General features: G+C 36.6%; 8 protein-coding genes, 16 tRNA genes and 1 rRNA gene. 24 read left to right on the top strand and 1 reads right to left on the bottom strand.

Going from position 1 to position 12,279, the window contains the following annotated elements:
* Positions 1–172 precede the first annotated feature (172 nt).
* The 18 genes from rrf to FFM55_RS05720 all read left to right on the top strand — a co-directional run bounded on the left by rrf (position 173) and on the right by FFM55_RS05720 (position 3,157).
* Positions 173–289 (top strand): 5S ribosomal RNA (gene rrf, locus FFM55_RS05805).
* A 6-nt stretch (positions 290–295) separates the two neighbouring features.
* A tRNA-Val gene (locus FFM55_RS05800) sits at positions 296–368 on the top strand.
* Positions 369–370: 2 nt separating this feature from the next.
* Positions 371–443, top strand: a tRNA-Lys gene (locus FFM55_RS05795).
* 51 nt (positions 444–494) lie between these two features.
* Positions 495–567, top strand: a tRNA-Thr gene (locus tag FFM55_RS05790).
* A gap of 4 nt (positions 568–571) precedes the next feature.
* Positions 572–644 (top strand) — tRNA-Gly (locus FFM55_RS05785).
* A gap of 2 nt (positions 645–646) precedes the next feature.
* Positions 647–730, top strand: a tRNA-Leu gene (locus FFM55_RS05780).
* Between the two features lie 8 nt (positions 731–738).
* Positions 739–812 (top strand) — tRNA-Arg (locus FFM55_RS05775).
* Positions 813–858: 46 nt separating this feature from the next.
* Positions 859–932: transfer RNA gene (locus tag FFM55_RS05770), tRNA-Pro, on the top strand.
* Positions 933–959: 27 nt separating this feature from the next.
* A tRNA-Met gene (locus FFM55_RS05765) sits at positions 960–1,033 on the top strand.
* A 16-nt stretch (positions 1,034–1,049) separates the two neighbouring features.
* A tRNA-Ile gene (locus tag FFM55_RS05760) sits at positions 1,050–1,123 on the top strand.
* A gap of 20 nt (positions 1,124–1,143) precedes the next feature.
* A tRNA-Ser gene (locus tag FFM55_RS05755) sits at positions 1,144–1,233 on the top strand.
* A 37-nt stretch (positions 1,234–1,270) separates the two neighbouring features.
* Positions 1,271–1,344 (top strand) — tRNA-Met (locus tag FFM55_RS05750).
* Between the two features lie 26 nt (positions 1,345–1,370).
* Positions 1,371–1,444 (top strand) — tRNA-Asp (locus FFM55_RS05745).
* A gap of 8 nt (positions 1,445–1,452) precedes the next feature.
* Positions 1,453–1,525: transfer RNA gene (locus FFM55_RS05740), tRNA-Phe, on the top strand.
* Between the two features lie 22 nt (positions 1,526–1,547).
* Positions 1,548–1,619: transfer RNA gene (locus FFM55_RS05735), tRNA-Gly, on the top strand.
* A 12-nt stretch (positions 1,620–1,631) separates the two neighbouring features.
* Positions 1,632–1,705: transfer RNA gene (locus tag FFM55_RS05730), tRNA-Ile, on the top strand.
* A gap of 24 nt (positions 1,706–1,729) precedes the next feature.
* A tRNA-Ser gene (locus FFM55_RS05725) sits at positions 1,730–1,817 on the top strand.
* 497 nt (positions 1,818–2,314) lie between these two features.
* Positions 2,315–3,157, top strand: coding sequence for a helix-turn-helix domain-containing protein (locus FFM55_RS05720; protein WP_137600667.1), 843 nt, complete (start codon positions 2,315–2,317; stop codon positions 3,155–3,157).
* A gap of 45 nt (positions 3,158–3,202) precedes the next feature.
* On the opposite strand, the gene FFM55_RS05715 is transcribed toward FFM55_RS05720, so the two are convergent.
* The gene (locus tag FFM55_RS05715) at positions 3,203–4,135 is read right to left on the bottom strand and encodes an NAD(P)-dependent oxidoreductase (RefSeq protein ID WP_042493230.1); all 933 of its coding nucleotides are present in this window, start codon (positions 4,133–4,135) and stop codon (positions 3,203–3,205) included.
* 250 nt (positions 4,136–4,385) lie between these two features.
* On the opposite strand from FFM55_RS05715, the gene FFM55_RS05710 reads away from it, so the two are divergent.
* The 6 genes from FFM55_RS05710 (at position 4,386) to FFM55_RS05685 (ending at position 12,271) form a co-directional block, all read left to right on the top strand.
* The gene (locus FFM55_RS05710; RefSeq protein ID WP_137600666.1) at positions 4,386–5,858 is read left to right on the top strand and encodes a cytochrome ubiquinol oxidase subunit I; all 1,473 of its coding nucleotides are present in this window, start codon (positions 4,386–4,388) and stop codon (positions 5,856–5,858) included.
* Positions 5,859–5,861: 3 nt separating this feature from the next.
* Positions 5,862–6,875: a cytochrome d ubiquinol oxidase subunit II gene (gene cydB, locus FFM55_RS05705; RefSeq protein ID WP_042493231.1), complete on the top strand. Its 1,014-nt coding sequence runs from the start codon at positions 5,862–5,864 to the stop codon at positions 6,873–6,875.
* 109 nt (positions 6,876–6,984) lie between these two features.
* Positions 6,985–8,715 carry a thiol reductant ABC exporter subunit CydD gene (gene cydD, locus FFM55_RS05700; protein ID WP_137600665.1) on the top strand — a complete coding sequence of 577 codons (1,731 nt, stop codon included), beginning with the start codon at positions 6,985–6,987 and terminating at the stop codon, positions 8,713–8,715.
* Positions 8,712–10,469: a thiol reductant ABC exporter subunit CydC gene (gene cydC / locus FFM55_RS05695; RefSeq protein ID WP_137600664.1), complete on the top strand. Its 1,758-nt coding sequence runs from the start codon at positions 8,712–8,714 to the stop codon at positions 10,467–10,469. The genes cydD and cydC overlap by 4 nt, the downstream gene beginning before the upstream one ends.
* A gap of 177 nt (positions 10,470–10,646) precedes the next feature.
* A complete protein-coding gene (locus tag FFM55_RS05690) occupies positions 10,647–11,120 on the top strand; it encodes a glycoside hydrolase family 73 protein (protein ID WP_228179909.1) in 474 nt (157 codons plus the stop codon).
* A 26-nt stretch (positions 11,121–11,146) separates the two neighbouring features.
* On the top strand, positions 11,147–12,271 hold the full coding sequence (locus FFM55_RS05685) for an ATP-grasp domain-containing protein (protein WP_137600663.1): 1,125 nt from the start codon (positions 11,147–11,149) through the stop codon (positions 12,269–12,271).
* Positions 12,272–12,279: the final 8 nt, after the last annotated feature.

Raw genomic sequence — 12,279 nt, 5'->3', positions numbered from 1 at the left:
GTAGATAGGCTAGAAGTGGCAGTACGGTGACGTATGGAGCGGACTAGTACTAATGGTTCGAGGACTTAACCAAGTAGCAAGTGGTGTAAGGCAAAAATAATTTTAAAAAAGTATTGACATTATGATTCAGTTTTGAGATAATTAATCTCGTGGTTGCTTTTAGTAACTATCGTGTCGTGATGATGGCACTGAGGCCACACCTGTTCCCATACCGAACACAGAAGTTAAGCTCAGTAGCGCCAAAAGTAGTTGGAGGATCGCCTCCTGCGAGGATAGGACATCGCGATGCATCAATGGACGTTTAGCTCAGCTGGGAGAGCACCTGCCTTACAAGCAGGGGGTCACAGGTTCGAACCCTGTAACGTCCATTGGGTCGTTAGCTCAGTTGGTAGAGCAGTGGACTTTTAATCCATGGGTCCTGGGTTCGAGCCCCAGACGACCCACTTTAATAATATGTTTTCTATTTCGTCAATCTGGCAATTCATGTATTTGTTGCCGACTTAGCTCAGTTGGTAGAGCATCGCTCTTGTAAAGCGGAGGTCGAAGGTTCGAACCCTTTAGTCGGCATCATGCGAATATAGTTCAGCTGGTAGAACGCCACCTTGCCATGGTGGAGGTCGCGGGTCCGAATCCCGTTGTTCGCTTTGCCGGCTTGGCGGAATAGGCAGACGCACAGGACTTAAAATCCTGCGATGGAGACATCGTACCGGTTCGATCCCGGTAGCCGGCATATTATTTGCACCTATAGCGCAACTGGATAGAGTGTCTGACTACGAATCAGAAGGTTGAAGGTTCGAATCCTTCTAGGTGCATTGCAAACTTAAGTTTGCTGTTTATTATATTGCTAGTTAGCATGTTCGGGACGTAGCTCAGCTTGGTAGAGCACCTGGTTTGGGACCAGGGGGTCGCAGGTTCGAATCCTGTCGTCCCGATTGTATGGCATCAGTTGTGCCATAGTCCGCGGTGTAGCTCAGCTGGCTAGAGCGTCCGGTTCATACCCGGGAGGTCGAGGGTTCGATTCCCCCCGCCGCGATTGGCTCAAATAAACTGGACCTTTAGCTCAGTTGGTTAGAGCAGACGGCTCATAACCGTCCGGTCGTTGGTTCGAGTCCAACAAGGTCCATTTAGGCCTTAGGTATTTATGGAGAATTACCCAAGTCTGGCTGAAGGGAACGGTCTTGAAAACCGTCAGGTCGGGAAACCGGCGCGTGGGTTCGAATCCCACATTCTCCTTTGCTATTTCTTAAAAATAGTATTTAATATTTATTATAGCGGGTTGGAGCAGTCTGGTAGCTCGTCGGGCCCATAACCCGAAGGTCGTAGGTTCAAATCCTACACCCGCAATTAAATCGAATAATCATTTGATTTTTGGTCGCATGGTCTAGTTGGTTAGGACGTTCGCCTGTCACGCGAAAGATCACGGGTTCGAATCCCGTTGTGACCGTTTATATTGGCGCGGTAGCTCAGTTGGTAGAGCATACGATTGAAGCTCGTAGTGTCGACGGTTCGATTCCGCCCCGCGCCATAGCATTACATGGTAATGTTATGCGGATGTAGTACAATGGCTAGTGCTCCAGCCTTCCAAGCTGGGAATGCGGGTTCGATTCCCGTCGTCCGCTTTTTTGTTGTATGGGACTGTAGCTCAGCTGGTTAGAGCGCACCCCTGATAAGGGTGAGGTCGGAGGTTCGAGTCCTCTCAGTCCCATTGTTAAAATATTTATTTTGACATGGGGACATACTCAAGAGGCTGAAGAGGCGCCCCTGCTAAGGGTGTAGGTCGGGAAACTGGCGCGAGGGTTCGAATCCCTCTGTCTCCGTAATTAAAATTAAAGATATAGATAGCTTTCTGTTTTGGGAGCTATCTTTTTTTATTGCAATCATTAAATAAGACACTAATTCAAATTAGTGTAAATGAGACCATGACTATTTCGTCAAGCGCTTATCTCTCATGTGTGGCAGCAAAAAGTAAATACATACAAATGGCAGTAAATTAATTGGTTGAATAGACGTTATTAGTTTACTGCCATTTTTGATTTAAAAATAATCAGCTTATTTTTTTATACAAAAAAAGTGTGATTTGCATGCATGTCATAAACAAAAATGTAAAAATTAATTTTTGGGTAATTTGGTAAAAATTCATTTTACCTAAAAACATGGACAATGATTGATATGACGTTGTTTTTCGTATGAAAAATATCATAAAATATGTGTTTAAATTATATTTGACGTCAAATATTAATATGAAAGCACTTGTTTATTATTGAATTAACATTTATGCTAGTAAATATATTTTTGCCTTTGGAGAATGAAAGAGATGAAATTATTAAAAGGTAGTTTAAAACGTCGTCGCGAACAATTAGGAATTTCACAGGCAGATGTTGCTGAGGGTATCTGTCATCAATCATTATTATCGAGGATTGAGCGAACTGATGAAATTTCTAATATCACTGTTTTACAGCAACTGTGTGCTCGCTTACAATTACGTGTATCAAATGTTGCTAAGATAAATGAGTTAACTGTTACACCGTTAACAGTAATTCGATACTTTATAGATACTGATCAATGTGATCAAGCTGCTAGTCGATTAGAAAATACAGCATTATTACGTCGGTTACCAGCATTTGCATTTCCGGAGTACAATTTATTAAAGGCTAAAATTGCGTTAGCACAAAATCAAACCACTGTGGCAATGCAACTACTGCAGATTGCGTTAGGTGATGCTGAGAAGCACCAAATGGAATTAATGATTGAAATATATACTGAAATGGGGGCAACCTGGGCAAAAAAAGGTGAATATGTTTATGCATCAGAGTGTTACGAACGAGCTTGTGGGTTGATTAAAAGTTATCGACCAGCTTTACAAGCAGAAATGGGTAATGTTATTGCTAATACGTATTATCATCAAAGTGCACTATACTTGATGATTAATGATCCTAAAAAAGCTAATGAACGTATTATGCAAGCTTTAGAAATTTTACCTTCAAAAGATCAGTTTCATCAGATTGTAAAACTACAAAAGTTGCGTGTACAATGTTGTGAACAATTATCATTATTGGAAGAAAAACAACATGCACAGATGTTAATTTACGCAGCAGCAGAATTTTCAAAAGATATAAATTTAAAGGATGATGTCAAATCTTATTTAAATAAAAATTAATAGAAAAAGCCTTTCAATGTAAATTGAAAGGCTTTTTATTAAGCATTAATAACCGGTATCATAGTTCACAACATTTACGGATAGGGGATTATGATTAATAAAGTCAGGTAAGTTTTTCATAAATATAGTAAAGAGTTCTTCTGAATTGCCAGCCCACGTTGTATGTTGTGTTAGAAGTAAGTTATCTTGTTGCCATAATTTAGAATTGGCAGGGAGAGGTTCAGTAGTTGTTACATCAAGCGCAGCATATTTTATCGTACCATCATTTAGCTTTTTCAAAAGATCAGTTTCATTAACTGTAGCACCACGACCAATGTTGATAAATAAAAATAAATCATTAAATAAATCTAGATTTTGTTGATTAAAAAAATGATTCGTTTGCGCTGTACTAGGTAAACTATTAATGACAATTGCAATATTATCTGGTAATTTATTTAAATTATTAATAGCAAATACTTTATCGAAATTATTTGCAGGATGACCAGATGTATTAACGCCGTAAACAGGTGTATCAAAAGACTTTAAGTACTTAGCAATTTGTTGACCAATTTGACCGGTACCAAAGATAATAACGGGTAATGATTGCAAGATAAATTGATTAGTGTATGGTTGCCACTTTTTTTGATTTTGATAGATGTTTAATCCACGTGCAAAATAAAAAATATAACTAATAACACTTTGTGCAATTGGTATAGAACGTTGACCACTTGCATTGGTTAGGATGATTTTTTGTGCAGAAAATGTATCTAGCGGCATATAGTCAACTCCTGCAGAGTAGGCTTGAATCCATTTTAATTGATGATTTGGTGTTGCTAAGATATTATTGATGATATCAGCATCCCAACCATAGCTGATATCGATATTAGGGTAATGTTTAGTGGTCAAATTTTCGGGTGTAATAACTACCACATCGTAGGAATTTAATATTTCGATATCAGCATCCGTTAAAGGTGATAAAGCTAACAAATTTACAGTCATGCTAAGTCCTCCAAAAAGTATATTTTAATTTATTTTAAGCAAAATATTGGAAAAGGTCTATCGAATTAGTTTGATTTTATGACAAAAATAACAAAAAAATTTGGTTGATGAAATGATTATGAAAATATTCACAAATTAAGTATAATTTAGTAAATTAAAGTGGTAAAAAATGACTAAAGTAAGGTACAATAAGATTGTATGAGCACTTATTGCGCTTAAAAATTAAGTTATCAATTAGGAGGTTAGTTGTATGAACTTGATAGCAGGTCTATCCATTTTAAACCTTGCACGATTTCAGTTCGCAATGACAACAATTTTTCATTTTTTCTTCGTACCGTTGTCAATTGGGTTAGGTATTATTGTTGCAACAATGGAAACCTTGTATGTTATAAAAAAGGATGATCAATACAAACGTATGACCAAATTCTGGGGTAAAATTTTTATGCTCAGTTTTGCGGTTGGTGTTGTAACGGGAATCATTCAAGAGTTCCAATTTGGTATGAACTGGTCACGCTACTCACGTTATGTGGGGGACATATTTGGGCCAGCTTTAGCAGTTGAAGCGCTAGTTGCATTCTTTTTGGAATCTACATTCTTGGGACTATGGTCATTTGGATGGGATCGCTTTAATAAGAAATTGCATCTATTGTTTATTTGGTTAACAACCATCGGTTCAGCTTTTTCAGCACTTTGGATTTTAGCAGCTAATTCATTTATGCAAAATCCGGTCGGCTTTAAAGTTGATCATAAATTTGATCGTGCAGTCTTAGTTGATTTTCCGGCGTTGTTACAAAATCATCAATTATGGTTGGAATTCCCACACGTTATTTTTGCAACGTTTATGGCTGGATCTTTTGCCGTAATTGGTATTTCAGCTTGGTCATTATTACGCCGGCCTCATCACGAACTGGACTTCTTCAAAAAGTCAGTTAAGGTGGGAGCTGTAGTTGCATTGATTGGAACAGCTGGTTTGCTATATACTGGTGACCGCCATTCATTGTACTTACAAGATGACCAACCAATGAAGTTTGCTGCCACTGAAGCGCTTGATAAAAATGTTGGTGGTGATGACGAGCAAGCGCCATGGTCAGTGATTGCGTACAGCGATCCGAAGACACATGAAGTTAAATGGTCATTGGATATCCCATACATGCTCTCAATTTTAGCTCATCACTCTCTTGTGGGTGGTAGTCAAGGTTGGCATGAATTAAATAAAGAATTACATGAAAAGTACGATGTTAAGTTTGGCCATGATATGAATTATTATTTGCCAAATAATACACTTTACTATAGTTTCCGTATCATGGCAGTCTCTGCAGGGGCATTTGGTTTACTTGCAATAGTCGCATTGTGGGCAGTACGTAAAAAGTCAAAAATTGATATTTCAAAATATAAGTGGGTTCTTTGGATATTTGGATTATCAACATTCTTACCATATGTTGCTATTACATCTGGTTGGTTGATTACTGAACTTGGTCGTGCACCATGGGTTGTTTACGGTGTTCTTACAATGGCTGATGCGGTGTCACCTAATGTTTCAGCAACATCATTGTTGACGTCAAATATATTGTATTTCACAACGTTCCTAGTTTTGGGTCTAATAATGATTCTACTTTCACGTCGTGTAATGATTGCTGGTCCAGAGTCAGTGGATGAAGAAGTGACAGACGAAAACGTTGATCCATTTTCACCAGAAGCCTTTACAGATGGAAAGGAGGCCTAAATAATGACGGGATATCAAATGTTATGGTTTGTCTTGATTGCTGTTTTGTTTGCCGGGTTCTTCTTTTTGGAAGGATTTGACTTTGGAATTGGGATGTCATTGAAAACCCTAGCTAAGGGTGAAGCTGAAGAAGACGCATTGATTAGATCAATTGGACCACACTGGGATGGTAATGAAGTATGGTTGATTACTGCAGGTGGTGCAATGTTTGCCGCAATGCCTTTCTGGTATGCGTCATTGTTTTCAGGATTTTATTTGATTTTATTTGCTATCTTAATTTGTTTGATTTATCGTGGTGTTTCATTTGAATTCCGTGAACAAATGCGAACAGTTAAGTTTAGAAATTTGTGGACGACCATCTCATCTATTACATCAATGTTAGTGCCATTCTTGTTTGGATTATTATTTACTGATGTTGTTCAAGGTATGCCTTTAGATGTGCACGGTGATATGTCAGCTGGTTTCTGGGATTACTTTAATATTTTCTCAGTGATTGGTGGTGTCGCATTATCATTACTTTCATACGTACATGGCTTGAATTATGCACGTCTAAAGATTACGAGTGGTTCATTACATGATCGTATTCAAAAGCAATTGAAAGTATTATATCCAGTACTTCTGATTGGTGAAGTCGCTTTTGCAATTACATTGTTTATTTATACTGACTTTTTTGTTCAAAAGCCAGTCATTACAGTTGCTTTGTTGGTTGCAATCGTTGTATTGACAGTATTAGCATGGACCGTGACTTTAAAGCAGAAAAATACGTTAGCATTTATTATGCTAGGTTTGGTAATTATTGTGCTAGTCGCATTATTGTTTACAGGATTATTCCCACGCGTTATTGTTGGTAATGAAGCTGGTATGTCAATTCTTTTGAAGAATGCAACATCAACACCTTATACTTTGAAGTGGATGACGATTATCTCATTAACTGCATTACCAATTGTATTAGCTTACCAAATTTGGAGCTTTTACGTTTTCCGTGATCGTATTCATGTTAAGAAGATGTCTTATTAATTATGTATTAGCGTTATAGTTGATACACTTAAAAAGGTTGGAACAGTTGCTGTCCCAACCTTTTTATACATATCTGGTTTATTTAAAACGAAAGGAATTATTAAAATTTATGTTAGATCCTAGAATATTTAAATTTCCTGGGGCAAAAAGAGCTTTAGGTTTACTATGTATATTAACTTTTATACAAGCAATTGCGATTATTGGTCAAGGCCGTGCATTAAGTATCGCTTTAACAAAAGTATGGGAACACAAACAGTTACAGTCTGTTGTCATTATTATCTTAGTATTTATTAGTGCGTATGTACTGCGACAACTTTTAGGTGTCTTAAAAGAGTATGTGTTAGCACCGTTTGCTGATAAAACGACAGGGATGTTGCAAAGTGAATTAACAAAACAATATGCAAACTTAGGCCCCAGTGCAATTAGTCAATTAGGAACTGGAAAATCAGTAACTTTGGCAGTTGAAGGAATTGATCAAGTGCACGATTACTTTACGTTAGTATTAGTAAAGTTATTTGATATGATGATTATCCCTTGGATTATTTTGGCATATGTGTTTACCATTGATTGGAAACAAGCAATTTTTTTATTCTTTATTTATCCAGTGATTGTGCTGTTTATGATTATTCTGGGATATGCAGCGCAGGCTAAGGCTGATCGGGAATATGAAACTTTTAATCGATTATCAAATCATTTTGTGGATTCATTACGTGGTTTAACAACGCTTAAACAGGTGGGTTTGTCTAAAAAATATGCCGATAATATTTATGATGTTTCTGAAGATCATCGTAAAGCAACGATTAGTACGCTAAAAATAGCAATATTATCAACTTTTGCACTAGATTTTTTTACAACATTATCGATTGCGATTGTCGCACTATTTTTGGGCCTTGGTTTAATGAATGGGACGATGCCATTGTTACCAGCGTTAACGATTTTAGTATTGGCGCCTGAGTATTTTGAACCGATTAGAAATTTTGCTAATGATTATCATGCGACGTTAAATGGTAAAAATGCCTTTGCAGATATTATGACTGTTCTTGATACAAAAACAGTTGCGGACAGTGATATTTATCATAGAGAACAACAACGTTGGCAAGCCGACGATACATTAGAAATAAACAACTTAAATTACCAGTACCCTAATGCTAATAATAATACGTTACAAGACATTAATGTATCGTTTAAAGGCCACCAACGTGTGGCTATTGTAGGAACATCTGGTTCAGGAAAGTCAACCTTATTAAATTTATTGGGTGGCTTCTTAATTGGTAAAGGTAATATTAAAATTAATCACCAAACTTTACCACACTTACAGCAAAAAGATTGGCAGTCACAATTACAAGTGTTACCACAAAAACCTTATATTTTTCATGATACATTGCGAAATAATTTAGCTTTTTATGCTAAAAATAAAACTGATGAAGCATTAATTCATGCAATCCAAGTTGTTGGATTAAATGACTGGTATGCCTCTTTAGAGGATGGATTAGATACTATTATTGGTGAAGGGGCCGTTCAAGCTTCTGGTGGTCAAACACAACGTATTGGGTTAGCTCGTATTTTGTTAGATCAAGAACGTCGGGTATTGTTGTTGGATGAACCAACGGCACACTTAGATATTGAAACAGAGATTAAATTAAAAGAAACAATGTTACCATTATTTGATGGACGATTGGTTATTTTTGCAACACATCGTCTCCATTGGTTAGCACAAATGGATTTAATTTTGGTAATGCGTGATGGCAAAATTGTTGAACAAGGGACACTATCAGAATTAAATGATAAACAAGGATACTTTGTTGCTTTGCAATCAGCAATGCGAGGTAGTAAAAAATGAATAAGTTAATAACGTTAATTAAAAAAGATACTTGGGTTTTTCCGTATTTAAAATCATACAAAAAATTGTTAGTTTTAATTTTGTTTTTAGGATTTATGACGATTTTTTGTGGTGCAGCCTTAATGTTTACTTCAGGATTTTTGATTTCACGTTCGGCACAGATTCCGGAAAATATTTTGATGGTCTATGTACCAATCGTGTTAACGCGAGCTTTTGGAATTGGTAGACCATCATTTCGTTATGTTGAACGCCTGGTATCACATGATTGGGTTTTACGAATTGTTTCTAAGTTCCGTAAACGACTTTATCAATTGGTTGAAGTTGGAACCAAATCAGTTTATGCAAAATCACAAACTGGTGAAGTTTTAGGTGTTTTGGATAACGACTTATTTAAAATTGAAAATTTTTACTTGAGGACGTTATTTCCAACCGCAATTGGGTTATTCGTATATGTCTTAATTACAATTGGTATTGGTGTGTTTGATTGGGGCTTTGCATTAGCTGTCTTTTTGATGTTAGGGATGATAACTATTTTGACACCAATTATCACAATCGTTGTTAATGGTGCGCGTGATTATAAACAACAACAACTTGAAGGCCAACTGTATACTGATTTAACTGATTCTGTTATGGGATTGCAAGATTGGATTTTATCAGGACGTACATCAGAGTTGTTTGAGCGCCAACAAAACGATTTTAATGCAATTAATAAAATAAAAGCAAAGCAAAATCATTTCAATTGGTGGCGTGATATGTTTGGCGCTGTGATAATCGGAGCAACAGCCATTATTTTATTGATTTTTGCTACCAATCATTTCGGTAGTGATAGTTTTGGGGTTAACTGGATTGCAGCTTTTGTATTGGCTATTTTCCCAGTGCAAGATGCGCTAACAGCAATTAGCACAGGTATCGGCGAGTGGCCACGTTATAAAAATTCAATTCAACGATTGAATCAAATGGATGACAAAGCACAAACTGAATTACAAGAGAACGTAACACAAGAAAAAGTTGCGATTACACACCCAGAAATTAAGTTTAATCAAGTTAATTTTGGGTATAATGATGCTACAGTGTTAGAAAATTTAAATTTAACAATTAAGGATGGCCAAAAATTAGCAATTTTAGGTCAATCTGGCGCTGGTAAGACAACTTTCTTAAAACTTTTATTGGGTGATGAACAACCTAATAAGGGGACAGTAACGATTAATAATTATGATGTGAAAACATTGCAAGAAGAACGTTCAAGTATTATTGCGGTCTTAGATCAACAACCTTATCTATTTGCTAGTTCTGTGGCCAATAATTTACGGTTAGGAAATTTGGATGCAACGAATGAGGAGTTGTGGCAAGCGTTGCAACAAGTATCGTTAGCAGATCTTGTGAAAAGTTTGCCAGAAGGATTAGATACACCAATGACAGAGATGGGAAACCGTTTTTCTGGTGGTGAAAAACAACGGTTTGCGTTAGCACGGGTGTTATTGCAAAATACACCGATTGTTATTTTGGATGAGCCAACTGTTGCTCTAGATCCAATTACTGAGTTAAATGTGTTAAATACTATTTTTGAAGTATTAGCTGATCGTACAATTATTTGGGTTACGCATCATTTAACTGGTATAGAATTGGTTGATCAATTAATTTTTATTGAAGATAAGAAGATTTCAATGCAAGGGACGCCACAACAATTGATGGTAACTGAATTAAGATTTAAAAAGTTGTTAGAATTGGATCATGGAGATTTAACTGACAAATAAGAGGGTGATTTTCTGGCAAAAAGGAAGAATAAACATCGTATACAAAAATTCTTTGTTAAAAATGGGCAGTTGCAGCGGGGACATGTTTTGTTGTGTGTCATTATAATTTTAGGCTTTGGAGTTTGGCAAACAGATATTCATCAGCATAAAAATCAACCAGTTAAAGAGGTGAACACAGTGGAACTAACACATAAAGCATTTATCAAAAAAATAGCGCCCCAAGCACAACAACTTGAACAAAAATATGGTATATTATCTTCTATTAGTATCGCGCAAGCAGCATTAGAATCAAATTGGGGAAAGTCTGAATTATCAAAACAGTATAATAATTTTTTTGGTGTTAAAGCAGTTGCTGGTCAGCCAAGTGCATCATTAGCGACGAAAGAATATGAAAATAATCAATGGGTAACCATTAATGCCTCATTTCGTGTTTATGACAGTTGGCAAGCATCCATGGTAGATCATGCACAATTATTGGTAAATGGGACAACTGATAATCCGCAGCGATATGCAACGGTTGTGCAAGCGACGGATTATAAGACCGCTGCCAATGGATTAGTAGACGGCGGTTATGCAACTGATCCAGCATATGCAAACAAAATAATTCAAATGATTGAAACATATCATTTATATAGGTATGATAATAAATAAATTCGGATTGAAAAGGGTGAGATAAGATGAGTTATGAAGTTTTACCAGGAAAAACAATTGGGATCATTGGGGATGGTATCACAAGTCGATATTTAGCACAGGCTGCACACAATATGGGTTATCATATTGCAGGATATAGTAGCTATGCAGAATCAGTTCTTTTAAAAGAAGCTGATTATCGCTTTGTAGGTAAAGAAGATAACGATGATGAAATTGAAAGTTTCGTCGCGTTATCAGATATTATTACGTATACTTCAGCGTGGTTACCGATGCAGATTACTGATCAATTAACAAACCAAGTTGTACCACAAGGAACTAATATTTTAGATATTACTGACGATCATGCGTTAGCAAAAGCGTTTTATGAAAGTGAATCATTAAATATTTTACCTTATGAAACTGGCAGTTCGTTAGATGAAATTGCACAGGCAGGGACAAAATTAGGGTATCCAATTATTGTAAAACCTGTTTTTAAACACAAAAATATTGATGATCAAGTTATTTTACGTGGTGAATGGGACTTGGGATTAGTGGCGCCCATGATTGATGGGAGTACGTTATTAATTGAACCGTGGTTAGATAACACACAATCATTTGTAATGACAGCAGTACGTAGTGCTAATAATGAGATAGCCTTGTATCCATTACGACAAGTACAAGCAATCTCAGCTAATTTAAATAGTGCATGGACTGTTGGTAATATAGCTGATGCAGTTGTTGGTGAAATAACTAAAGTCACTGAAAAATTAGGGGCTGCCTTAAATTATGTGGGAGCATATGACGTAACCTTTTTGTTGTCAGATCATGGCACGTTGTACTTGCGGAATGTCATTCCTGGGTTGTCTAAGACGACCGTTTTATATGATGTTTCAGTTAATATAAGCGTTGCTAGTCAGCATCTACGTGCTATTACTGGTCAAAAACTGGCGGATGTTGTTTTTGAACATGCAGCAGTTTATTTACCAATTACGGAAAAAGAAGAACCATTGCTTTATCGTCATTGGCAAATTCAATCGCATTGGCAAATTGCTATGTATCGTTTTGGTAATTTGTTGCCACAAACAGGCCATGTTTTAGCTTATGGCACAAGTTCAGAGCAGTTGTTAAACCAATTGCAGGTAGCTGGTATTTGGCAATTTGATAATGAATAACAAAAAAG

The organism is Weissella sagaensis, from assembly GCF_005405285.1.
In the GTDB taxonomy this organism is placed as follows: Bacteria; Bacillota; Bacilli; order Lactobacillales; family Lactobacillaceae; genus Weissella; species Weissella sagaensis.
Note: the sequence above shows the minus strand (reverse complement) of the source record. Positions and strands in the feature narration are given on the sequence as shown.